The organism is Polaribacter sp. R77954 (genome assembly GCF_044595335.1).
Taxonomy (GTDB): Bacteria; Bacteroidota; Bacteroidia; order Flavobacteriales; family Flavobacteriaceae; genus Polaribacter.
On sequence record NZ_CP138992.1, the window covers coordinates 83,459 to 107,412 of the forward strand.

At 30.3% G+C, this 23,954-nt stretch carries 21 protein-coding genes; 5 read left to right on the forward strand and 16 right to left on the reverse strand.

Features of this window, described 5'->3' with window-relative positions; translation table 11 throughout:
• Positions 1 to 14: 14 nt before the first annotated feature.
• The 7 genes from folE to nadC all read right to left on the reverse strand — a co-directional run bounded on the left by folE (position 15) and on the right by nadC (position 5,319).
• Positions 15 to 704, reverse strand: coding sequence for a GTP cyclohydrolase I FolE (gene folE / locus SJY27_RS00310; RefSeq protein WP_397446246.1), 690 nt, complete (start codon positions 702 to 704; stop codon positions 15 to 17).
• Between the two features lie 43 nt (positions 705 to 747).
• Positions 748 to 2,115: a histidine--tRNA ligase gene (gene hisS, locus SJY27_RS00315; protein WP_397446247.1), complete on the reverse strand. Its 1,368-nt coding sequence runs from the start codon at positions 2,113 to 2,115 to the stop codon at positions 748 to 750.
• Positions 2,116 to 2,211: 96 nt separating this feature from the next.
• Entirely contained in the window at positions 2,212 to 3,156 is a 945-nt protein-coding gene (locus tag SJY27_RS00320; RefSeq protein ID WP_397446248.1) for a YihY/virulence factor BrkB family protein, read from the reverse strand.
• A gap of 33 nt (positions 3,157 to 3,189) precedes the next feature.
• Positions 3,190 to 3,333 carry a four helix bundle protein gene (locus SJY27_RS00325; RefSeq protein WP_397446249.1) on the reverse strand — a complete coding sequence of 48 codons (144 nt, stop codon included), beginning with the start codon at positions 3,331 to 3,333 and terminating at the stop codon, positions 3,190 to 3,192.
• Between the two features lie 88 nt (positions 3,334 to 3,421).
• Entirely contained in the window at positions 3,422 to 3,889 is a 468-nt protein-coding gene (locus SJY27_RS00330) for a hypothetical protein (protein WP_397446250.1), read from the reverse strand.
• Positions 3,886 to 4,458 carry a pentapeptide repeat-containing protein gene (locus SJY27_RS00335; protein ID WP_397446251.1) on the reverse strand — a complete coding sequence of 191 codons (573 nt, stop codon included), beginning with the start codon at positions 4,456 to 4,458 and terminating at the stop codon, positions 3,886 to 3,888. Before SJY27_RS00335 ends, SJY27_RS00330 begins: the two co-directional genes overlap by 4 nt.
• Positions 4,459 to 5,319, reverse strand: a complete 861-nt coding sequence (gene nadC, locus SJY27_RS00340) for a carboxylating nicotinate-nucleotide diphosphorylase (protein WP_397446252.1) — start codon at positions 5,317 to 5,319, stop codon at positions 4,459 to 4,461.
• 106 nt (positions 5,320 to 5,425) lie between these two features.
• Here nadC and rlmH point away from each other — a divergent pair, with 106 nt between their 5' ends.
• Positions 5,426 to 5,899: a 23S rRNA (pseudouridine(1915)-N(3))-methyltransferase RlmH gene (gene rlmH, locus SJY27_RS00345; RefSeq protein ID WP_397446253.1), complete on the forward strand. Its 474-nt coding sequence runs from the start codon at positions 5,426 to 5,428 to the stop codon at positions 5,897 to 5,899.
• A 77-nt stretch (positions 5,900 to 5,976) separates the two neighbouring features.
• Here the strand turns inward: rlmH and SJY27_RS00350 are convergent, their stop codons facing one another.
• Positions 5,977 to 7,659, reverse strand: coding sequence for an FAD-dependent oxidoreductase (locus tag SJY27_RS00350; protein ID WP_397446254.1), 1,683 nt, complete (start codon positions 7,657 to 7,659; stop codon positions 5,977 to 5,979).
• Between the two features lie 270 nt (positions 7,660 to 7,929).
• Here SJY27_RS00350 and SJY27_RS00355 point away from each other — a divergent pair, with 270 nt between their 5' ends.
• The 4 genes from SJY27_RS00355 to SJY27_RS00370 all read left to right on the forward strand — a co-directional run bounded on the left by SJY27_RS00355 (position 7,930) and on the right by SJY27_RS00370 (position 11,531).
• Positions 7,930 to 8,514: a non-canonical purine NTP diphosphatase gene (locus tag SJY27_RS00355; protein ID WP_397446255.1), complete on the forward strand. Its 585-nt coding sequence runs from the start codon at positions 7,930 to 7,932 to the stop codon at positions 8,512 to 8,514.
• A 39-nt stretch (positions 8,515 to 8,553) separates the two neighbouring features.
• Complete coding sequence (locus SJY27_RS00360) at positions 8,554 to 9,582, forward strand: FecCD family ABC transporter permease (protein ID WP_397446256.1); 1,029 nt, start codon at positions 8,554 to 8,556, stop codon at positions 9,580 to 9,582.
• Positions 9,583 to 9,626: 44 nt separating this feature from the next.
• Entirely contained in the window at positions 9,627 to 10,424 is a 798-nt protein-coding gene (locus SJY27_RS00365) for an ABC transporter ATP-binding protein (RefSeq protein ID WP_397446257.1), read from the forward strand.
• 69 nt (positions 10,425 to 10,493) lie between these two features.
• Complete coding sequence (locus SJY27_RS00370; protein ID WP_397446258.1) at positions 10,494 to 11,531, forward strand: M28 family metallopeptidase; 1,038 nt, start codon at positions 10,494 to 10,496, stop codon at positions 11,529 to 11,531.
• A gap of 251 nt (positions 11,532 to 11,782) precedes the next feature.
• Here the strand turns inward: SJY27_RS00370 and typA are convergent, their stop codons facing one another.
• The 8 genes from typA to SJY27_RS00410 form a co-directional block, all read right to left on the reverse strand.
• The gene (gene typA, locus SJY27_RS00375) at positions 11,783 to 13,555 is read right to left on the reverse strand and encodes a translational GTPase TypA (protein WP_397446259.1); all 1,773 of its coding nucleotides are present in this window, start codon (positions 13,553 to 13,555) and stop codon (positions 11,783 to 11,785) included.
• Between the two features lie 304 nt (positions 13,556 to 13,859).
• Positions 13,860 to 14,273 (reverse strand): BLUF domain-containing protein, encoded by a 414-nt coding sequence (locus SJY27_RS00380; RefSeq protein WP_397446260.1) that lies wholly within the window; start codon positions 14,271 to 14,273, stop codon positions 13,860 to 13,862.
• A gap of 53 nt (positions 14,274 to 14,326) precedes the next feature.
• The gene (locus SJY27_RS00385; protein WP_397446261.1) at positions 14,327 to 16,102 is read right to left on the reverse strand and encodes an AMP-dependent synthetase/ligase; all 1,776 of its coding nucleotides are present in this window, start codon (positions 16,100 to 16,102) and stop codon (positions 14,327 to 14,329) included.
• 409 nt (positions 16,103 to 16,511) lie between these two features.
• A complete protein-coding gene (locus tag SJY27_RS00390) occupies positions 16,512 to 17,348 on the reverse strand; it encodes a DUF4249 family protein (RefSeq protein ID WP_397446262.1) in 837 nt (278 codons plus the stop codon).
• 4 nt (positions 17,349 to 17,352) lie between these two features.
• Positions 17,353 to 19,722 (reverse strand): TonB-dependent receptor domain-containing protein, encoded by a 2,370-nt coding sequence (locus SJY27_RS00395; RefSeq protein WP_397446263.1) that lies wholly within the window; start codon positions 19,720 to 19,722, stop codon positions 17,353 to 17,355.
• 97 nt (positions 19,723 to 19,819) lie between these two features.
• Positions 19,820 to 21,274 carry a TolC family protein gene (locus SJY27_RS00400; protein WP_397446264.1) on the reverse strand — a complete coding sequence of 485 codons (1,455 nt, stop codon included), beginning with the start codon at positions 21,272 to 21,274 and terminating at the stop codon, positions 19,820 to 19,822.
• Positions 21,275 to 21,276: 2 nt separating this feature from the next.
• Complete coding sequence (locus tag SJY27_RS00405; protein ID WP_397446265.1) at positions 21,277 to 22,641, reverse strand: ABC transporter permease; 1,365 nt, start codon at positions 22,639 to 22,641, stop codon at positions 21,277 to 21,279.
• Between the two features lie 4 nt (positions 22,642 to 22,645).
• On the reverse strand, positions 22,646 to 23,893 hold the full coding sequence (locus SJY27_RS00410; RefSeq protein ID WP_397446266.1) for an efflux RND transporter periplasmic adaptor subunit: 1,248 nt from the start codon (positions 23,891 to 23,893) through the stop codon (positions 22,646 to 22,648).
• Positions 23,894 to 23,954 lie beyond the last annotated feature (61 nt).

Here is a 23,954-nt window from a genome sequence, read left to right on the forward strand (position 1 = left end):
AAGAAGCTTTAGAGCTAATCGAAATTAGTATCCATTTTTAAGTAATCTAAAAATTCTCTTTTGGTTTCTGGTTCTTTAAATTTACCACCAAATTCAGCAGTAACTGTAGAACTTTCAATGTCTTTAATACCTCTTGAATTTACACACAAATGTTTTGCATCAATTACACAAGCCACATTATCTGTACCTAAAGCTTCTTGCATTGCTTGTACAACTTGCATAGTTAATCGTTCTTGAACCTGAGGTCTTTTAGAAAAGTATTCTACAATTCTGTTCATTTTTGATAAACCAATTACTTTTCCATCAGAAATATAAGCCACATGAGCTCTACCAATAATTGGTAACAAATGATGTTCACAAGTTGAATATACTACAATGTTTTTTTCAACCAACATTTCTCCATAATTGTAATTATTATCAAAAGTTGATGGTTTAGGCATATTTTTAGGGTTTAAGCCCATAAAAATTTCGTTTACAAAAGCTTTTGCCACTCTTTTAGGAGTACCTTGTAAACTATCGTCTGTTAAATCCATACCCAACGTGTTTAAAATATCTTTTACACTTTCTTGGATTTTGGCTATTTTTTCTTCATCAGAAATATCAAAAGCATCAGGTCTAAGTGGTGTTTTAGCGGATGTTGCTATGTGGTTTTCACCAATTTCTTCTGTTCTTTCGTCATTCATTTTGTTCTTCAATTCAAACATTTCAAATACACTTTTAGAGTAAGCAAATTTACGGCTTTATTTCTTATTTTAAGTGACTAATCAATTCTGATAGAGAACATTTTGTTTGCGCTCCAGAAATCATATTTTTTAAAGTAAACGCATTGTTTTCTATTTCTTGAGAACCTACAAGTACTACAAATTCAATTTCGCGCTTGTTGGCATAATTCATTTGTTTTTTCATTTTGGCAGCATCTGGAAATAATTCAGATTTAATTCCATGTGCTCTTAATTGAGTTATAGCTTTCATACAATACAAACCTTCTGCTTCACCAAAATTCACAAATAATACTTTAGGTTTAGGCAAATCAACAGTTTTAAACAAACCTAATTCTTCTAAAACTAGGTAAATTCTATCTAATCCAAATGATATTCCAACTCCACTTAATGGCGCTTTAACTCCAAATAAAGCGGTTAAATCATCATATCTTCCTCCACCACCAATAGAACCCATTTTTACGCCTTTAGGTGCAGAAACTTCAAAAATAGCACCTGTATAATAATTTAAGCCTCTTGCTAAAGTTACATCCAATTCTAGTTTAGCAGATTGTAAACCCAATTCTGAGATAGAATTGATTACAAAACGCAATTCTTCTACACCTTTTAAACCTTCTTCTGAAGTGGCTAATAATGCTGCTAAAGCGTCTAAATTTTCTTCATTATTGCCATCAAAAGAAAACAAAGGCTGTACTTTTTGTATGGCTTGTTCAGATATTCCTTTAGATAGCATTTCTGCTTCTACTTTTTGTTGTCCAATTTTATCTAACTTGTCTAAAGCAACTGTAAAATCAATCAATTTATCTTGCGCTCCAATAACTTCTGCAATTCCAGATAATATTTTTCGATTGTTCATTTTGATGGTGGTCTTTGCCAAACCTAAATTTGTAAAAACAGCATCATACAATTGTATAAACTCAACTTCTTGCCATAAAGATGTACTACCTACAACATCTGCATCACATTGATAGAATTCTCTAAAACGTCCTTTTTGTGGTCTGTCTGCTCTCCAAACAGGTTGTACTTGGTAACGTTTAAAAGGAAATGTAATTTCGTTTTGATGTTGTACAACATATCTTGCAAAGGGTACAGTGAGGTCGTATTTGAGTGCTTTTTCTGAGATAAAAGGTGTTAATTTTGTGCTTTGTTTTGCAGTCAATAATTTTTCATCAGCTTTAGCTAAATAATCCCCAGAATTTAAAATTTTAAAAATCAGGCGATCACCTTCTTCGCCATATTTTCCCATTAAAGTTGACGAGTTCTCAAAACTCGGCGTTTCTATCGGTTGAAATCCGAAAGTTTCGAAAGCAGTTTTAATCGTATTGATAATATAGGTACGATTGGCTACTTCTGTAGGCGAAAAATCTCTTGTACCTTTTGGGATGCTTGGTTTCATTCAGTAGTTTTTAGTTTCTAGTTTTTGGTTTTTTGTTATCGATACTAAAAACCAACCTCTAAAATTTAAAATTGCGAGTGCAAATATCGTGAAAAGTTATAATTTTTTAGGGGTTACAAAGGTTTTATTTCGTCTTCGTAAAGCGTAAATAGATGCATTTAACTCGAAACCTAATAAGAGAATTATGGCATTGAGCCAAATGAATAACATTAAAATTAACAAAGTACCAATAGAGCCATACAACTCGTTATACTTGGCAAATTCTGTAACATAATAGCTAAACAAATAAAAGGTAAGAATAGATAAAAGTGTGGTAAAAACTGCGCCAGGTGATAAAAACCGCGAGTGTTTGGCTTCTTTAACTCCATATTGATAGAGGATGGAAACTGTAATAAAAATCATACTTAAAAATATGAAACCTCTGCCCAATTGTAGCCAAATTAAGTTGTCTTCTAACCAACCTAAGGTTACAATTTCTTTTAAGAATAACTCGAAAAAAATAATAAGAACTACAGTAATCAATAAAAAAGCTACGATTATTAACGTAACTAACATGGCTATAAAATAAGAACGGAACACATTACGTATTTCTTTTACGTGATACGAATATTCAAAACCGCCAAAAATGGCATTTACACCATTTGTCATTAAAAAAAGTGAGGCCAAAAAACCGAAAGAAAGCAATCCTCCATATTGGTTTTTTATAATATCAATAATTACAGAATCTACAGCATCAAAGGTTTTAGGTGGCAGCACATCACCAATAACAGAAAGCAAACCTTCTTGTGCACCATCTATAGGCAAAAAAGGAATTAAAGTTAACACAAACAGCAAAAACGGAAAAATTGCCATGAAAAAACTATAGGCAATACCTCCAGCTCTGGTTGTTAAAGCACCTTCTACAATACCAATAAAGTACATTTCTATAACATCATATAAAGACATACCCTCTAAACCTGGTACTTTAATGCGTTTTCCAAAACGCACCAAAGCACAAACTACTGGTATTTTATCAAGTTTGTCTTCTATTTCCTTTGTCATTGTTTTAAGTTACTAAGTATTTAAATTACAAAGTTATTTTAAACTTCTATTAAAATTTGATAACGTTTTTACAATTTTTCTTGAGAATTCATGCAATTTACGGAATCTTTTTTGTTGAATATATTCTAAATTATTTGCAATTTCTAATTGGGTTTGTAATTCAAAAAAGCGATACAAATATTTTAGTTATAAAATGGATATTATATTTAACGTATTCTATTGTATGGGTTTAAAAAATATAACTAAACTATTATCTAATAAAAAACTACTTATCAATTTTGTTCAATTCCAATATTATTTGTTTAAAAATTAATTTTGTTTCTGGCAATGGTAACGAATCTTTAAAAAACAGAAAATCTGCTCCAAAACCTGTGCTACACAAAAGTCCGTATTTTTTATCAAAAACTAGCGTTCTAAGAGGAGTATTCATTTCGTTTTTTTGATACATTTTGTAGTCGTAATTCTTGGTGACGTACTTTTTTTTAGTCACTAAAAATGTATCCTTTTCTATCATCAACACATCCTCTTTAGTATAGTATTTTAAATCTATATTATTAAGAGTATCTTTTTGATGGACGTAATTGTAAGAGGTAAATTCTCCTTTTTTATCTATTTTTAGATTTAGTTTTTCTACCTTTTCTGTATGCAAAGCATGTAAAAAAATGGTTTGATTTTTTTCTTGACAAGAAATTATGCCAATAACAAACCATAGTATTATAAGTTGTTTTTTCATTCGATAATCAATTTATATTTTGATAATAATCCAAAAACATTTTCTTTAGAAAATTTGGCACCTTTTAATCGATTTTCTTCTGGATTAATTTCAATAAGGTATGATGAGCTAAAATTTACCTTTTCTAAATTTGAATTTTCAAAACGGGTGTTTTTTAAACTACAATTATCAAAAAGTGAGCTACTTAAATACGTTTCTGTAAAATCAACTTCTTCTAAATTACAATTTACAAAATTGGTATTGGGTATTTTTAGTTGATAAAATGATGAAAAATTAAGTTGACAATCTTGAAACGAAAATTGTAATAAAAACGCATCACATTCATTAAATTTCACACCCATTAATTTACAATTTTTAAAATTTACCTCTTTAAAAGCAGTATGTTTTACAACGGTGTTGCTAAAATTACAATCGATAAATTCGCATTCTACAAATTGTAAATTAGAGGCATGAACGCCTTCAAAATTGCAATGTTTAAAAGTGCAATTATCGTATTCTCCTTTTATGATTTTTGTTTTGGTAAAATCAATTTTAGAGAATTCCTCGTCTTGAAAATAATTTTCACTCATTTAATCAATTGCTTTCAAACTCAAATCTAAATTATAAACAGAATGTGTTAAAGCACCAGAAGAAATATAATCTACCCCACATTCTGCATATTTTCTTATGGTATTTTCATTAATGCCACCAGAAGATTCTGTTAAACATTTATGACCAATTAATGCCACTGCTTTTCTAGTATCTTCGTAATTAAAATTGTCTATTAAAATTCTATAAACGCCATCTACAGAAAGAATTTCTTTAATTTCTTCTAAACTTCTAGCCTCTACAATAATTTTTATATCAATCTTATTATCTGCTAAATATTTTTTGGTTTTGGTAATGGCTTGTGTAATTCCGCCTGCAAAATCAATATGATTGTCTTTAATCATTACCATGTCATACAGCGCAAACCTGTGGTTTTCTCCACCACCAATTTTTACAGCCCATTTTTCTAGAGCTCTAATTCCTGGAGTAGTTTTTCTGGTGTCTAATACTTTTGTTTTTGTGCCTTTTAACAAATTAGCAAAAAAAGCAGTTTTAGTAGCAATAGCACTCATTCTTTGCATAGCGTTTAATACCAAACGTTCTGCCATTAAAATAGATTGAGATTTACCAGCAACATGAAAAACAATATCTCCATATTTAACTTCATCACCATCGTTGATAAACGTTTCTACCTGTAATTCAGCATCTACATAATTGAACACTTGTTTGGCAAATGCAACACCTGCAATAATTCCTTCGTCTTTTACCAATAATTTTGCTTTTCCTTTTGCATCAGCAGGAATACAAGACAATGAGGTGTGATCTCCATCACCAATATCTTCTCTAATGGCATTTTTTATAATTAAGTCTAACTCGTTTTGAAACTGTGCTTCTGATATCATACTTTCTAAATTCTGATGTAAAAATAGTATTTTAATTATAAATTACGAATGATGAATTAGGTCAAATCATCTGTAATTATAAAATCATAATTCGTAATTTTGAAATATGAAAATTAAACTTTTAGCGATTGGTAAAACCGATAATAAACATTTAATTCAATTGATTGATGAGTATCAAAAAAGATTGAAACACTATATAAAGTTTGAGTTAGAAATTATCCCAGACATTAAAAATGTTAAGAATTTATCTGAACAACAACAAAAAGAAAAAGAAGGCGATTTGATTTTAAATAAATTGCAAAATACAGATCAATTGATTTTGTTAGACGATAAGGGAAAACATTTTACATCTATAGAATTTTCTAAATACTTACAAAAGAAAATGAACTCTGGAATTAAACAATTGGTTTTAGTAATTGGTGGTCCTTATGGTTTTTCTGAAGCAGTTTATAAAAAATCTGTTGGGAAAATATCATTATCTAAAATGACATTTTCCCATCAAATGATTCGTTTATTTATTGTAGAACAATTGTATCGAGGATTTACAATTTTAAGGAATGAACCTTATCATCATGAATAAAAACACCTCTTATTCTTCCCAAAGGGAAAGGAAATTTTTGAGGAAATGATACTCTTAAAACAAAACTACTTTTTTGCCTAATTTACTTCATAAAAAATAGCGTTAGATTGTTCTGCCATTGTTTGATTATAAACTTTTAACCCTCCAGAAAGATTGTAAACATCATCAAAGCCGTTTTGACGAAGAATACGTGCAGCAATATAACCACGCAATCCTGCAGCACAATAAATTAACAATTTTTTGTTTTTAGGTATTTCATTTAAATGATTTCTTAAAGCATCCACTTCTATATTTACAGCGCCAACTATAGCACCTAAAGCATATTCTTTTGGTGTACGAACATCAAGTACAAAAGAATCCTCTAAACTTAGTCTTTTAAATTGAAAAGGAGATAAAGGTTTAAAAAAGCCATTCATAATATTTTCTGCATTAAAACCAGCTTGATTTACAGGATCTTTAGCAGAACTAAAAGGAGGTGCATAAGCGTGTTCTATTTCTTCTAAATCGTAAATTGTTCCGCCATTTTTAATTGTAGTTGCTAACAAATCTAAACGTTTGTCAACACCATCATAACCAACCACTTGTCCACCCAATAATTTACCATTATCAGGGTTAAAACTAATTTTTATAATCATTTGTTTGGCTCCAGGATAATAACCTGCATGCGAACCCGCATTTACAATAGTACTTTCGTGTTTCAATCCTAAAGCTTTTAAACCTTTATGTGTTAAACCAGTGCTTCCAGCAGTTAAATCGAACACTTTTGCAATAGCAGTACCAATAGAACCTTCATATTTTCGTTTATGGCCAAAAACCATATTATCTGCTAAAATACGTCCTTGTTTATTTGCTGGCCCTGCTAAAAAAGCCAAACTTGGTTTGCCAGAAATAGGATGAGGAAATTCAATTGCATCACCAACAGCATAAATATCTTCTTTAGAGGTTTGTAAGTACTCATCTACCCAAATTCCACCAGTTTCACCGATTTTAATTCCTGCAGATTTGGCTAAAAAAGTATCTGGTTTTACACCAATAGATAATATTACAAAGTCGGCTTTAATAACTCTTTCGCTAGCTAAATGAACTTCTGTAAGGGCTCCATTTGGTACAAACTTTTTTACAGCATCTTCTAAAAACAACCCCACATTTTTTTCTTTAAAATGCTGATGCAAAGGCGCTGCAATTTCACTATCCATCATATTCATAACTTGGCTAGATGCTTCTACAACAGTTACTTTAACGCCAATATGATGTAGGTTTTCTGCCATTTCTAAACCAATAAATCCTGCACCAACAACAACTGCAGTTCTTGGATGTTCATCATCTACAAATGCTTTAATTTTATCGGTATCTTTAACATTACGTAACGTAAAAATGTTTGGAGAAGTAATGCCAGGTATTGGTGGTTTTATAGCGGAAGCTCCTGGAGACAGAATTAATTTATCATACGTTTCTGTATAAGTTTCACCAGATTGTGTTTTTCTTACTTCAACAATTTTATGTTCAGAATTTATAGCAGTAACCTCTGAATGTATACGAATATCGATATTAAAACGTGCATTAAAACTTTCTGGAGTTTGTACTAAAAGTTTATTTCTGTCTTTTATGATTCCACCAATATAATAAGGCAATCCACAATTTGCATAAGAAATATGTGGTCCTTTTTCTAATATAATAATTTCTGCGTTTTCATCAATTCTTCTTAAACGCGCAGCTGTAGTTGCACCACCAGCAACACCTCCAATAATAACGTATTTCATTTGTTTTATATTTTTATTGAGTAATACTCAAAAATTTAATAGCTTAATTTACACTACAAATTAACAAACTTATAAAGCTTTTATCTGTAACAAATATCACATACAGCTTGGGTTATAGCCATTTTATGATTGTAAAAAATAAGCTAGTTTTATATTTATAAATCAATGATTTTTATCATTTTTAGAATTTTTTTAAACGCTCTTGTTTTTAACTTTCAAACCTTAAAAACTTTGTAACTTTGTGCTATTAAAAATCTGCAATTCAAAACAATGAAACTCGTATTTGCCACAAACAACTTAAATAAGTTAAAAGAAGTTCAAGAAATGTTGCCAAATTCTATAGAATTATTGAGTTTAAAAGATATCAATTGTTTTGATGAAGTTGAAGAAACTGAAACTACTTTAGAAGGCAATGCAAAATTAAAAACAGATTATATTACTAATAAATTTGGTTACCATTGTTTTGCTGATGATACTGGTTTAGAGGTAGAAAGTTTAGGTGGAAAACCAGGGGTTTACTCTGCACGTTTTGCTGGTGAACCTGTAAATTCTGAAAATAATATGGCTAAATTATTATTAGAATTAGAAGCTAAAGAAAATAGAAAAGCGCAATTTAGAACTGCTGTTGCGTTAAATATAAATGATAAAAAATTTCTTTTTGAAGGCATTTGCAAAGGCGATATTTTAAAACAAAAACAAGGCGAAAAAGGTTTTGGATACGATCCGATTTTTAAACCTGAAGGATATCAAAAATCTTTCGCAGAAATGTCATCAATAGAAAAAAACAAAATTTCTCACAGAGGAATTGCCATTCAAAAATTGGTTGAGTTTTTAAAGAATTACAAATTAAAATAGACCTCATAGGTTTTAAAAACTAATGAAGTCTTGCATAAAATGAAAAATACAAACCACACAAAACATTTTATAGTTTTATTAGTTTTACTACTGATTTTATTTTTTGTGAATATTAGTTTAGGTTCTGTTAGTATTCCTTTTGAGGCTGTTTTTAAAGTAATTACAGGAGGAAATCTTGCCAAAGAAAGTTGGCAAACTATTATAATTGATTTTCGATTACCAAAAGCTATTACTGCAATTTTAGTAGGTTCTGGTTTATCTATTTGTGGTTTATTGATGCAAACGCTATTTCGTAATCCATTAGCTGGGCCTTTTGTTTTAGGCATTTCGTCGGGTGCAAGTTTAGGAGTTGCTATTTTAATTTTAGGTTCTTCTGTTTTTGGAGGATTTTTTTTAACATCATCGGTTTCAAATTGGTCTTTACCCATTGCTGCAAGTTTGGGTGCTTTTTTAGTATTATCAGCAGTAATTATAGCCGCAAATAAGGTTAGAAATACGATGTCTATTTTAATTATTGGGTTAATGTTTGGTAGCTTAACATCAGCAGTAATTAGTGTTTTAGCTTACTTTTCTGAGGCCGAGCAAATTCAACAGTATTTATTTTGGAGTTTTGGTAGTCTTGGTAATTTATCTTGGAGTGAAATTACCGTTTTTAGTGGTATTTATTTTATAGGTATTTTAGGAACTTTAGCTGTAATAAAACCCTTAAATAGCTTTTTATTGGGCGAAAATTATGCGAAAAGTCTAGGCATCAACATCAAAAGAAATAGAAATATTATTTTGTTACTTACTAGTATTTTAACAGGAGTTATTACTGCTTTTTCGGGTCCAATTGCTTTTGTAGGTTTGGCTGTACCCCATATTGCTCGCTTGTTTTTTACTACATCAAATCATAAAATATTAATACCAGCTGTGGCTATTTTTGGTGCAATTGTATTATTGGGTTGTGATATTATTGCACAATTACCATCAAGCGAATTTACATTGCCCATAAACGCAATTACATCGTTATTTGGGGCACCTGTTGTAATTTGGTTATTAATTAGAAAAAAGAAAATCTATATTTAAAAGCTCATCCCATTTTTTTTGAAAGGAAAAGAACTAGCCCGTTTATGAATGATAAAACGAAACATATTGTATTAAAAACCGAAAACTTATCCATAGGATATCAATCTAAAAAAAAACAAATAGTTGTTGCAAAAAGTATTGATGTTTCTATTCAAAAAGGGAAATTCGTTGCTGTTTTGGGCAAAAACGGAATAGGAAAATCTACATTATTACGAACGGTTTCTAAAGTTCAACAACCTTTAAACGGACAAGTATTTATCAACCAAAAAAATATAGCAGTAATTTCTAATTCAGAACTTTCTAGAACCTTAAGCTTGGTATTAACAGAGCGTTTGCCAGAAAGTCAAATTACGGTTTTAGAATTGGTAGCACTGGGCAGACAACCTTATACCAATTGGATAGATAAATTATCATCTAAAGATATTGAAAAAATAAATTGGGCCATTATACAGACCGAGATTGAACATTTAAAAGATAAATTCTTTTACGAATTGAGTGATGGGCAATTGCAACGCGTTTTAATTGCACGTGCTTTAGCACAAGATACAGAGCTTATTATTTTAGATGAGCCTACTGCACACTTAGATTTGCATCATACTATTAAAATATTTTCTTTATTAAAAAAGTTGGTAGATGAAACTGAAAAAACAATTATTTTATCTTCTCATCAAGTAAATTTATCCATACAGTTTGCTGATGAAATGATGTTATTTACAAATGATAAAATTTTAACAGGTACCCCCAGTGATCTTATTCAACAAAATGCGTTTGAAAACTTGTTTCCAAAAGATATTGTAAACTTTAATAAAGAATTACAACAGTTCGTAATCAAGAGAAAGTAATTTTGATTGGGGACAAACTTTTTGTTATTTTTGGAATTAATTCAGTACTAAACTAAACAAAGTTAATCAATGAAAAAAATACTATTTGTCTTTGGAACAATCACTTTTTTTGCTTGTGGTTCAACAAAAAATGTTACAGAAGATGTAAATGTAGATCAATCCGAAAAATATGCAGCAACAATTACAGCCAAAGATCTTGGTGCTCATCTTTTTACCTATGCTTCAGATGAGTTTGAAGGTAGAAATACAGGTGAACCTGGACAGAAAAAAGCAGTAGAATATTTAAAGAATTTTTATGTAAATCAAGAAATTGTTTCCCCTTTAGGAGGTGATGATTATTTTCAAGAAGTACCTGCAGAGTGGATTAATAAAAATACACGTAGAGGAACATTTAAAGATTCTGAAAACGTAGTAGCTTTTATTAAAGGATCTGAAAAACCAGATGAAATAGTAGTGATTTCTGCACATTTAGATCACGAAGGTGTTAAAAAAGGAAAAATTTATAATGGCGCAGATGATGACGGATCTGGAACTGTAGCCATGTTAGAAATTGCAGAGGCTTTTCAAATGGCAACAAAAGCAGGCATGGGCCCAAAGCGTTCTATTTTATTCTTGCACGTTACTGGAGAAGAAAAAGGCTTGTTAGGTTCTAAATATTATGCAGACGTTGATCCTTTATTTCCTTTGGCAAATACAGTTTGCGATTTGAATATAGATATGATTGGTAGAACTGATGATAGGCATAAAGAAGACCCAAATTATGTATACTTAATTGGTTCTGATAAATTGAGTACAGAATTGCATAATTTATCTGAAGAGATTAATAAGAAATACACCAATATTAATTTAGATTATAAATATAATGATGAGAATGATCCGAATCGTTTTTACTATAGATCAGATCATTATAACTTTGCAAAAAACAATGTGCCTATTATTTTCTATTTTAATGGTACGCATGTAGATTATCACAAACCAACTGATACACCAGATAAAATTAATTACGAATTGTTAGAAAATAGAACACGTTTGGTTTTTCATACGGCTTGGGAAGTAGCCAATAAAGAAACTAGAATTATTGCTGATAAAGCAACACCTAAAAAATAAAAAACAGGAAAATAGTTTTTGCATTTTTATAAATTTTAAAAACCAAGTAATTAGTTTTACTTGGTTTTTTGTTTAAATCTATTCTTATTTTGTGTTTTAATAGTATTTTATGAATTCAGTTTTTTAATTCAAAATAGAGATATAACAGTAACATTTTAATAAATCAAATTTTTTACAACAAAAAAAGCTCAAGAATTTATTTCTTGAGCTTTAAATGTTTATAATTTTCTACTTAGCTTTAAAGCTAAAATTTACGGTCTAAAGTTAATTTTACGCATACGTAAACTAGCAGGTGTAACCTCTAAATACTCATCGCTTTTAATGTATTCCATACATTCTTCTAAAGAAAAATCTATTTTTGGTGCAATTTTTACACTATCATCAGTACCAGAAGAACGAACGTTACTTAATTTTTTTCCTTTAATTAAGTTTACACCCATATCAGTATCTTTACTATTTTCTCCAACAACCTGACCAATATAAATTTCTTCATTAGGGTCTATAAAAAATCTACCTCTATCTTGTAACCTATCAATAGCATAGGCAGTAGCTTTACCAGCAGCTGCAGAAACAATAGCACCTTTAATATCTTCAGAAAATTCTCCTTTAAATGGGCCATATTCAGAAAAGCGGTGGTTTATGATTGCTGTACCAGCTGTGGCAGTTAAAATTTTGTTACGTAAACCAATTAATCCTCTAGATGGTATTGTAAACTCTAAATGTTGTAAATCTCCTTTAGGCTCCATCACTAATAAATCTCCTTTACGTAAAGAAACTAAATTAATGGCTTTAGAAGCTACATCTTCTGGCACATCAATAGATAAGGTTTCATAAGGTTCAGATTTTACACCATCAATGTCTTTAATAATAACTTGTGGTCTACCTACTTGTAATTCGTAACCTTCTCTACGCATGGTTTCTATTAAAACAGATAAGTGTAAAACACCACGACCAAAAACGTTAAATTTATCTTCAGAGTCAGTAGTATCTACTCGTAAAGCCAAGTTCTTTTCCATTTCCTTAAACAATCTGTCACGTAAATGACGAGAAGTTACAAATTTACCTTCTTTACCAAAAAATGGTGAATTATTAATGGTAAACAACATACTCATTGTTGGCTGATCTACTTCAATTCTAGGTAATGCTTCAGGATTTTCTAAATCGGCAATGGTATCACCAATTTCAAAACCTTCTATACCTGTTATTGCACAAATATCACCACTTCTTACTTTATCGGTTTTGGCTTTACCCATACCTTCAAAAATGTGTAATTCTTTGATTCTTACTTTTTTAGTAGAACCATCAGCTTTACACAGCATATAGTCTTTATTTTCTTCTAAATCTCCTCTAAATACACGTCCTATTGCAATTCTACCTGTAAAAGCAGAAAAGTCTAAAGATGTTATTTGCATCTGAGGAGAACCCTCTCTATAAGGAGCTTCTGGAATCGATTCTACAACAGCATCTAACAAATCAATGATGTCTGTTTTTTCATCTTTCCAATCTGTAGACATCCAACCGTTTTTAGCAGAGCCATAAATTGTTGTAAAATCTAATTGATCTTCTGTAGCATCTAAAGCAAACATTAAGTCGAATACTTTTTCGTGCACTAAATCTGGAGTACAGTTTTCTTTATCAACTTTATTTACAACAACAATAGGGGTTAAACCCAATTCTATTGCTTTACCTAATACAAAACGAGTTTGTGGCATTGGGCCTTCAAAAGCATCCACTAAAAGCAAAACACCATCTGCCATTTTTAAAACACGTTCTACTTCACCACCAAAATCGGCGTGACCAGGTGTATCAATTACGTTAATTTTTATTCCTTTGTAGTTTACAGATACGTTTTTAGATAGAATTGTAATTCCTCTTTCTCGCTCTAAATCGTTGTTGTCTAACAACAAATCTGTACGCTCTTTACGATCGTCTAGAATTTTAGCTTGATCGATGATTTTATCTACTAACGTTGTTTTTCCGTGGTCAACGTGTGCAATAATTGCGATGTTTCTTATAGACTGCATGTGTACTTTCTTAAATTTCGTGCAAAAGTAGTTGTTTATATGCGATTTACACGAATTATCACTATTTATTTTTTTGATTGCTGTTTACTTGTTATGAAAGCCAACCTTCTTTAGATTGTATTGTACAAGTATCTGAAAATTTGTTTTAGAAAGCTGTATGTATTGAGGTTAGGTTAATAAATCTTAACAAATTTTAAGTTGATTTTTGTTGAGTTACTTTATATTTTTTGGTTGTATGATAAACCGTAAAACCGATTTTATAATTTTTTATCCAACAGAAAATAGCCTTAAAATTATAGCTTATTTAGTTGACAATTTGTTTGGCCATCCTCCAAAATAAATCAATTGCCTCAGATTTTTTAGGTATGTTTTTTGAAAAAAAGTCGATACTTTGTGCAAATTTATCCAAATTGGAAGAATTGTTTTTAAATTCATGGAAAGCCATGCTCCATCCTGGATACATTCTTTTGTCTATACTTTCTTCTATGATTAGTGTAACATTAGAGTGCCTTACGTCTTTTTGTATGATTTTATACAAATCTGTAATGGTCTCTTTTTCGCCTTCTAACAATTGCAAGAACACTCTATTATGATATAATAAACAACCTGTAATACCTTTTTTAGCATTATTAATTCTTGAAGGTTCTAAGATTTCGGAAATAGAAACATTGTTCATTTCAGTTTCTGAAATAGAGTAGTATACGATTTGTGTTATCATAACCTTGTATCTAAAATAGTATAAATGAATTTATATAAAGATACTAAAACGTTTTATGAACCCCTATAAATTTCTTCATATAAATGGTGATACATCTTTTTAATTACGGCTCTTTTCATTTTCATTGTTGGTGTTAATTGGCCACCATCAATAGACCAAATATCAGGTGTAAGTTTAAATACTTTTATTTGTTCCCATTTACCAAAGTTTTTATTACAATGATTTACAGCTTCTTGTATGGCATCTAAAATTCTTTTGTCGGTAATAATTTCTTCATTAGAGGTGTAAGTAATATTATGATGTGCTGCCCAATCTGTGAGGTATTCAAAGTTAGGCTGAATTATTGCAGCAGGCATTTTTTCATTTTCACCCACTACCATTACTTGCTCAATAAATAAAGATTGTTTTAACTCGCCTTCTAATAATGGCGGAATTACATATTTACCACCCGAGGTTTTAAACATTTCTTTGGTTCTTCCTGTAATTTTCAAGAAACCATCTTTATCGAATTCTCCTTTATCACCAGTATAAAACCAACCGTCTTTTAAAATTGTAGCTGTTTTTTCAGGATCTTTATAATAGCCTTGCATCACGTTAGGGCCTTTTACTAAAATTTCGCCACTCTCTGCAATTTTCACCTCAACATCATCAATTATTTTACCAACAGTACCTACTCTAAAGTTACCATTAATTTGATCATTTACAGAAATAACTGGTGATGTTTCTGTAAGTCCATAACCTTCCATAATAGGCATATTAGCCGCAGCAAAAATTCTTGTTAATCTTGGTTGTAAAGCTGCACTACCAGAAACCATTAGTTTTAATTGGCCACCTAAGGCAGCTTGCCATTTCGAAAAAATTAATTTTCTAGCCAACCCTAATTGCTTTTCATACCACCAACCATTGGCACCATAAGGCTCGTATTTTAAACCTAAGTTAACAGCCCAAAAGAATAATTTCTTTTTTATACCTGTTAAATCTTCTCCTTTTAAAATTATTTTATCGTATATTTTTTCATATAAACGAGGTACTGCAGTCATCACATCAGGTTTTATTTCCTGAGCATTTTCAGTTAATTTTTCTATTGATTCTGCAAAATATACAGATACACCACAATATTGGTATAAGTATAAAATCATTCTTTCAAAAATATGGCAAACAGGTAGAAAACTTAATCCTTTAGAGTTACCATATTCTAGAGGAACTCTTTTTTTAGAGGCAATAACATTAGAAACCACGTTATCATGCGAAAGCATAACTCCTTTTGGTTTTCCTGTTGTACCAGAAGTATAAATTAGTGTGGCCAAATCTGTAGGCTTAACCGCTTTTTTTCTGGCTTCAACCTCTTTTTGGTTACTAGTGTCTTCACCAAGTTTTAAAATTTCTTTCCAACTTTTTTCACCTTTAATGTCGTCAAAAGTATATATGCCTTTTAATTGGGTATCTCCTTTGATTTGATTCAGCTTTTCTAAAATAGTTTCATCAGATACAATGCAATAAATTGCTTCTGAATGATTAATTACATATTGATAATCTTCTTTAGATATTGTAGGATAAATAGGTACAGTTTGTGCTCCTGTTTGTAAAATGCCAATGTCACAAATGTTCCATTCGTTTCTGTTATTTGTAGAAATAATGGCAACTTTATCATTTGGCTGTAAACCTATTTTTAGTAAACCTCTACTAAGTTGATTGGCTTTATCTATATAAGTTTGAGTTGATATGGTTTCCCATTTTCCATTATGTTTTGTGGAAAAGGCATTATTAAGATTATAGGTATCTAATTGATAGTATGGAAAGTCGAATAACCTAGTAACGTCTGTTGGCATGTGTTCTATTTTGTTGAATGGCAAATTACTAAAAATTGTGTTATTTCACAAATAGATATTAATATGCTTTTAATTTTGAGAAATATATATTTTTTGGTGTAAAATTTTGTGTTTTTCTTTAATAATTTTAAATTACATCTTAATTTTTAAAGTTGATTTGTGGGCATTTAAAGGGCGTTTAAGTAATGGCTTTATGCTTTCTAAATGAATAAGATGTATTAAGAGTTTTGATATAAATGATTTTAATGCAATTAGATATTTATTTTTAAGTTTTAACTATTTTAACAACATAAAATTTGCTTGCATTTCAATTTCAAGATTTTCTATATATTGGTCAAACGCTTACTTCTAAAAATAGATTATTTCTTATCAGTACATTGCTTCTTGAATACCTTAAAATGCAACTTATTTATTCTTCTTTATCTAAAAATAGTTCAATAGTATCTGTTTCTGATATGTGAAAATAACCTAAAGGAAAATTACTATCATTGGTTGTATTAATCATATTACCCAATAAAGAGGTGGGTACAGTTTCAAAAGGACCACCTCCATCTTGCCCACTTTGATCTACTAAAATCTGTAAATACGTGTAATAATCTTTAGATATTCCTAACATTTTTATATTTACAGTAATTGGTAACTCAATTTCATCTTCTAGGTAAAAATTTGGCACCTCATATTCTTGACCATCAAAAAAACGATCTTCTAATACTGAGTAATTGTTATTAGAAAAATCGAAATAATAATAATTATCAACATCTAATTCGTCTTGAATTTTTACTTTAATTTCAATTTCATTCCCAGAAAATAAAGTTCCATCACCACGATTTACCTCTATAATTGGTGTTGATTTTACTTTTGTTGCCTTTCCTTTATAAGTTTCATTGTTATGAATTACGGTTAATTCATATTCAATATTATCAATTGGTACAAAACTAATTGCAGGTTCATATGTTCCATCTGCATTATCATCTGTAAAATCGATTACAAATGTATCTTGATTTATTTGATAAGTTATAAAAACAGTTGCGTTGGTTACTGTTGGTATGGTTTCCTCAAAATAGTCTGCAGATTCACTCAATTTTACAGTAGTTTTTGCACGGACAGGATCTTCATCAAAATAAACTTCAAAAGAAGCATCAATGATGAGTTTGGGTTCAATTGAAGGAACATCAACATCAATAACTTTTTCGCATTTTGCAAAAAGTAACACCAATAAAATAGGAAGTATATATGTCTTTTTCATCAATTTAAAAATTAAAATTATAAGTAACAGATGGCACTAAGCCAAAAATAGAGGTTTGTACAGCTTCATTACGCATTGTTTCTGAGTTTCTACTAAAGTTGATGGAAGCTGCATTTTGCCTTCCATACAAGTTGTAAATTCCGAAAACCCATTCGCCTTGCCATTTTCTGTTTTTATTTTTATCGGGTGTTAAGGTTGCGGAAATGTCTAATCTGTGATATGCAGGTAATCTGTCTGCATTTCTTCTATTATCATCATAAATAGGTACGTTTAATCCTTGTACTTGGTATTGACCAACTGGGTAATTGGTAGGTTGCCCAGTTTGTAACAAAAAATTGCTATTTAACGTCCATTTTTTAGAGAGTTTGTAGCTTGCGTTTATAGAAATATCATGGGTTTTATCAAAAGGGGTGCTATACCATTCGCCATTATTTATACCTGGCTCAATGGCTGTTCTACCTAAGGTTTGTTGTTCTGATCTAGAAAAAGTGTAGGCAAACCAACCTGTAAAATTACCTTGGTTTTTTTTGAATAAAACCTCTAAACCATATGCTCTTGCTTGACCGTTTAAAATAACCGTTTCAATTTCGTTATTGGCCACTAAATTTGCACCATTTATATAATCGATACGATTTTGAATGTCTTTATAAAACACCTCTGTTTCTAAAGAATAGTCGCCATCTTTTATCGATTTAAAATACCCAACAGCATATTGATCTAATAATTGAGGTTGTACATATTTTCCACTTGGTGTCCAAATATCTAATGGAGTAGGGGATGCAGTGTTGGAAAGTAAGTGTAAATACTGTACCATTCTGTTGTAGCTCATTTTAACAGAAGCGTCGTCATTTAATACATAAGATAAAGAAAAACGGGGCTCAAAATTACTGAATGTTGCAATAGCATCGCTTCTTTTAAATGATTCTACACCAATTGCTTCAGCAGATTCGTATTTTTTAAATTCCTCGTTATAAATAACAGGATTGCCATCTTCATAAATATTCAATTCATCTTGCCCTAAACGTGTAAAGTTACTAAAGCGTGCACCATATTGTAAGGTTAATTTGTCATTAATTTTATGTTCAGCATCTATGTAAGCAGCAAATTCATTGGCATATTTGTCTATTAATTTTTCAGCTACAATACCAGAATCGTCTCTACTTGGTATTATTTCTCCTGGATTAAATTTTGTATAAATATTGTTGATACCATAACTCAACTTAATTTTATCACTTACATAATGATTAAAGTCGTATTTTAAATTGTAGTTCGTAATACCAGAATCCCACTCAAAACCAACAAAATCTAAGGTTAATCCATAAAAATAATCAGAATAGATTAAGGATAAATTTGAGAATAGTTTGTCTGAAAAAAGATGATTCCAACGTAAATTTGCAACTTGATTACCATAAGTATTGATAAAGCTGTTTTGAATACCGAAAACATCTTCACCAAAATAACCAGAAAAGAACACGCTGTTTCTATCATCGATTCTATAATTGATTTTTGTGTTTAAATCGTAAAAATAAGCTTTGTTGTCATTATCAAAAAGGGGTAAAAATAGATGCGCATAAGACGATCGTCCACCAATTAAAAAAGATATTTTTTCTTCTTTTATAGGGCCTTCTATCAACAATCTAGAAGATATCAACCCAATACCACCAGTTACATTAAAATCTTTACTATTACCTTCTTTTTGATAAATGTCTAATACCGAAGACAATCTACCCCCGTATTTTGCGGGTATTCCACCTTTGTATAATTTTACGTCTTTGATAACATCAGGATTAAAAACAGAGAAAAAACCAAACAAATGCGATGAATTGAAAACGATAGCTTCATCTAACAAAATTAAATTCTGATCTGCAGCACCACCTCTTACATTAAACCCTGAAGCACCTTCACCAGCACTTGTAACTCCAGGTAAAAGTATAATTGACTTAATAATGTCAGCTTCACCTAATACTACAGGAATTTGTTTTATAGTTGCTGATGTTAGTTTATTTACACTCATTTGAGGCGATTTTACATTCAGTTTTTCAATATCTGCTGCAATAACTATTTCATCTAAACTTTCAGATTCTTCTTCTAATTTAAAATTTTTAGTAATTTTTTCTTGCAAAGCAATGGTTTCTACAATAGTTGTAAAACCCAGATAACTGATTTGCATTTTGTAAGTGCCTTCAGGAATTGTGATGGAATAAAAACCGTATTCGTTGGTGGTTGTACCTGTATTTATTTCTGGAAAATAAATGGAAACACCAATTAAGGTTTCGTTGCTGGAATTGTCGTAAACGGTTCCGCTAACTGTAAATTTTTCTTGACTAAATGCAGTAATAGACAACAAGAAAAATAGAATGCATATCTTTTTCAAGTTTGATGTTTTTTTGTTTGATTAATTTATGTTTAACTTAAACAAAAGTAATGTTATAAATTTCAGTGAAAAGATAAAAAAACGTTAAAAAGGCGTTTTAATCGTAAATAATATCTTCCGTTTTTATTTTTTCATTTTTAATAAAATCAAATAACGTTAGCCTTCTTAAAGTATAATAATCTGTCCAAAATTTTTCAAGAGAATTTAAATAACTTAATATAGATCTGTCTTTTTCTTGTAGTGCTAAGTTTAAGTCTGTGATGGTTATTTTTCCTAGAATGAATCTTTTTTTGGTAATTTCATACCTTTTAATGGCAATTTCTTGTGCTTTTTTTGCTGTTTTTAAAAAGTTACGTTGGTTTTGCCAATTTAAAACATGTAGGTAAATTTCTTGCTCAAATTCTTGTTGTTCAATTTCTATATTGGTAATTTCTAAATCTTTATTTGCTTCTACCAATTTTCTACGAGATTTTGATACTCCCCAATCTAAAATAGGAATACCCACAGATACTACAATGTTTTGTTGTTGATTAAAATCTTGTAATAAATTATTAAATGTATCACCTTGTTGCGATATTCCAAAATTAGCCCTTAAGCTCATCTGTAACCTATTGTTTCCTTTCACTTCTGCAACATCTTGTTCTGCCTGCAAGCGTCTTCGCCTAAATTCTATAACAGCTTTTCTATTTGCTTTGGCTTCTGCTAATGCTTTTTTTAAAGTAACCGTAAATGAGGTCAATTCTTTTGGTGTGGATAATAAAATATTTTCAGTATCCAAAACCAAGTATCTTGATAAGTTTTGAGAAGTTCTTTTAAAGTTGATTTCATTAGAAATTACTTCATTTTCTGAATTTAATACAGACAATTCGATTTGTAGTAAATCGTTTTCTGCAATTTTTCCCATTTTATATCTTCCTTTAGATATTTGAAATAAGGTATCTTGATTTGAAAAGTTAGATTTAGCAATTCTTGATTGTACTTGCGCCTTTAAAAGCGCAAAATATTGCCTACTGGTAGATAACGAAATTTGCTCCATGCGTTCAATAAACTCTCTTTTGGCTTCTTCGTAAATTAAAGGTTCAATTTTTTTATCCCATTTAAATTGATTGTAAAAAAGAGAATTTTGCCTGTAATTAATAGAAAAAGGTACTATAGAAAAGCCTTTAGAATTGTTTGCAAAATAATCTACCCTTTGTAGTTGAGAGCTTAAAGATATAGTACCACCTGTAAAGGCTAAATTCTGATTTAAAGATAAATTACCTTCTAATATAGATTGATTAGATTGTACAAAAATATCTACACCTTCATCATTAGTAAGTCTATTAATAGAATTAGAATACGAAGGTAAGGTTGCATCTAGCCTTAGTTGAGGTAAAAAACCAGCTTTAAATCTACGATACCTCCAATAACTTGCCTGATTTTGATTTAATAATGCCTTGTATTCTGGAGAATTTTTTTGAGCAATAGAAATAGCTTGCTCTAAAGTAATTTGCTGCTGACCAAAACTTAAAAAGATTGATAAAAAGCAAAAGATAAAAAGTATTTTTTTCATAGTTATTCGTGTCTTATGGCTTCAATAGGGCTTTTATTTGCAGCAGATCTGGCAGGTGCAATTCCAAAAATTAAACCAATTAATGTGGCTACAAAAAAGGATAATAAAATAGAACTAAGTGATAAAATGGTTTCGATTCCTGTAGAAATTTCTAAAATATAGGAGGATAAAACACCGAGTACAATTCCAATAATTCCACCACCAATACTAACCAAAACAGATTCTGTTAAAAACTGTAAAATTACATCTTCTTGTGTAGCTCCAATAGCTCTAATAATACCAATTTCTTTGGTTCTTTCTAATACAGAAGCTAACATAATATTCATGATTCCAATACCTCCAATCAATAGAGAAATACCAGCAATAATACTTAGTACAATATTAAAAATTTGTTTGGTTTTCTGTTGTTGTTTTAATAGCTGAATAGGGATAGAAATCTCAAAATCTAACATATCATTATGCCTTCTTTTTAACATTCTACTTAATACATCTGCAGTAGCATTTAACTCAGATGAATTATTTACTTGAATCGTTAACTTATCAATTTGATGATAATTGCCTCTTGGAATTCTTTTTTTCGGCCCTTGTTGATTTCCAAAAATCATTACATTTCCTTCTGGCAATGGCTTGTCACTAATAATCTTTCTATCTTTATAACGTACTAAAAAAGTGTTTATTGGCACGTAAACATCTTGATTTAAATCGCGAATACCTAAATTTTCTTGTGCGTTTTCAGAAATAAATTTCTCTTCAATGACACCTACTACTTGCAGCCAAACATCTTTTACTTTAATTTGTTTACCAATAGCACTTTCTCCTGTAAATAATTTTTTCTCAATTTTTTTACCAATAATGCAAACAGGCATTGAGTTTTCAATTTGTACTGTCGAAAAGTTTTTGCCACTTTCAATTTCAATATTTGATGTTGCAAAGAAGTCAGCAGAAACTCCTATTAATTTTACAGGGCTTTGTCTACCTTTTTTAATGACATAGGTTTCTAAAATAATTTCTGGACTTACAGTTTTTACAGAAGGTATATTTTTTTTGATGCTATGAACATCTAGCATATCTAAGCCCTTAGAAAAACGATCTGGAGTAAGACTACCTTCATCTGCCTCTTCATCATTATTATCCTCTTTGTCATCAGGTATAGGAGATATTACAATGTTGTTAACACCAACCAATTCTAATTGCGCTAAGATTTCTTTTTCTGCACCATTACCAATGGCAAGCATTGTAATTACAGCAGCAACTCCAAAAATAATTCCTAAAGAAGTTAAAAGCGTTCTCATTTTATTGGCTAAAATTACACGAACAGCTTCACTAAAATTAGATTTTAGTTTTTCTATATAGATTTTGTCAATCATAAACCTAATTTAGTTTGGCTATTTGTTCTTTCTCATAGCCATCTGGTTTGTTTAAATAAACTACCTCTCCTTCAGTTAAACCTTCAGTAATAATCACAGCATCGTTATTAGAATCGCCAATAATAACTTGTTTTTTTTCTATAGAAAAACCAGATTTTTTATATACATAAGTAATTGAATCTTTAGAAAAAATTGCCTCTAAAGGAATACTCAATACATCTTTACGCTCAAAAGTTAAAATTTTGTTTGATGTGGTCATACCAGGTCTAATATTATCATTGGTACCATTTAGTTTTATCAGTACTTGAAAAACTTTAATGTCAGAACCTCGTTTTGTTTCTCCAACGTTGGCAACACTTGTTACAGTGCCATCCATTTCTATATCAGGAAAAGCATCAAAACCAATTTTAACGGGTAAATCTTTTTTTATTTTTCGAATATCAACCTCGTTCGCATAAGTTTTAGATTCCATTTTGGTTAAGTCTGGTAAACTAGCTATGGTTGGATTCCAAGGACTGATATCTGAACCTACTTTCTTTTTAGACCCATCCCAGTTTTTATCATAAGTAATCATTCCATTTCCATCAGAAAAAATGGTAAATGATTTTTGTAATTTTATTAAATCGTTTAATTTTTTTCTGATTTTAGAAACCTGTGTGCCTACTTCAACCATTTTAGCATTGGCTTGTCTCTTTTTAATTTTATAATTTTCAAGTTTTTCTTTTAAATCTCTTTCTGCTTTTTCTAAATTTATTTCTAGTTTTTTTATGGTTGCAGGTGGTTCATAAATAGATTGTTTTAACTCCAAACGAGTTTCTTCCATACTAAAACGTAAGTCTTTGATGGAGTTTCTTTCTTGTTTTAAAGTTAGGGTGGTATCTAGTTGTTGTTGGGTATATTTAGATAATTGGTTTTCTAAATTTAATTCTGCATCTAAAATTTGTTCATTCACGCTACTTGGGTCTAATCTACCCACATAATCGCCTTTTTTAACGATTGTACCTTCAGCAACCAAATCTTGAATTTTAACATTATTCAGTCTAAACTTTCTAAGATTGTCTGGCCCCTTAATTTTTTTTGAACTTGTAGATTGAGCTTCGCCAGAGGTAATTACTTCGCTTAAAAAATCTCCCTTTTTTACTTCTGTTGTTAGATAAACATCACCTTCTGAATCTGGCGAAAAGTAATTGTAAATAAAGTAAATAGCAATTAGTGCAGCCACAGAAATGATGGCAATACGTTTTTTATTCATTAGTTTTGTTTTGGTTGATGACCAAATCTAACTAAAAAAGGGGTGCAAAATAGCACCCCTT

Coding starts and splice junctions, on each gene's coding strand:
- SJY27_RS00320 (WP_397446248.1), bottom strand. CDS start 3,156: ATGACAAAGGAAATAGAAGACAAACTTGATAAAATACCAGTAGTTTGT.
- SJY27_RS00370 (WP_397446258.1), top strand. CDS start 10,494: ATGAAAAAAATACTATTTGTCTTTGGAACAATCACTTTTTTTGCTTGT.
- typA (WP_397446259.1), bottom strand. CDS start 13,555: ATGCAGTCTATAAGAAACATCGCAATTATTGCACACGTTGACCACGGA.
- SJY27_RS00390 (WP_397446262.1), bottom strand. CDS start 17,348: ATGAAAAAGACATATATACTTCCTATTTTATTGGTGTTACTTTTTGCA.
- SJY27_RS00350 (WP_397446254.1), bottom strand. CDS start 7,659: ATGAAATACGTTATTATTGGAGGTGTTGCTGGTGGTGCAACTACAGCT.
- SJY27_RS00410 (WP_397446266.1), bottom strand. CDS start 23,893: ATGAATAAAAAACGTATTGCCATCATTTCTGTGGCTGCACTAATTGCT.
- SJY27_RS00380 (WP_397446260.1), bottom strand. CDS start 14,273: ATGATAACACAAATCGTATACTACTCTATTTCAGAAACTGAAATGAAC.
- SJY27_RS00405 (WP_397446265.1), bottom strand. CDS start 22,641: ATGATTGACAAAATCTATATAGAAAAACTAAAATCTAATTTTAGTGAA.
- SJY27_RS00330 (WP_397446250.1), bottom strand. CDS start 3,889: ATGAAAAAACAACTTATAATACTATGGTTTGTTATTGGCATAATTTCT.
- SJY27_RS00355 (WP_397446255.1), top strand. CDS start 7,930: ATGAAACTCGTATTTGCCACAAACAACTTAAATAAGTTAAAAGAAGTT.
- SJY27_RS00335 (WP_397446251.1), bottom strand. CDS start 4,458: ATGAGTGAAAATTATTTTCAAGACGAGGAATTCTCTAAAATTGATTTT.
- nadC (WP_397446252.1), bottom strand. CDS start 5,319: ATGATATCAGAAGCACAGTTTCAAAACGAGTTAGACTTAATTATAAAA.
- rlmH (WP_397446253.1), top strand. CDS start 5,426: ATGAAAATTAAACTTTTAGCGATTGGTAAAACCGATAATAAACATTTA.
- SJY27_RS00400 (WP_397446264.1), bottom strand. CDS start 21,274: ATGAAAAAAATACTTTTTATCTTTTGCTTTTTATCAATCTTTTTAAGT.
- SJY27_RS00385 (WP_397446261.1), bottom strand. CDS start 16,102: ATGCCAACAGACGTTACTAGGTTATTCGACTTTCCATACTATCAATTA.
- SJY27_RS00365 (WP_397446257.1), top strand. CDS start 9,627: ATGAATGATAAAACGAAACATATTGTATTAAAAACCGAAAACTTATCC.
- folE (WP_397446246.1), bottom strand. CDS start 704: ATGTTTGAATTGAAGAACAAAATGAATGACGAAAGAACAGAAGAAATT.
- SJY27_RS00360 (WP_397446256.1), top strand. CDS start 8,554: ATGAAAAATACAAACCACACAAAACATTTTATAGTTTTATTAGTTTTA.
- hisS (WP_397446247.1), bottom strand. CDS start 2,115: ATGAAACCAAGCATCCCAAAAGGTACAAGAGATTTTTCGCCTACAGAA.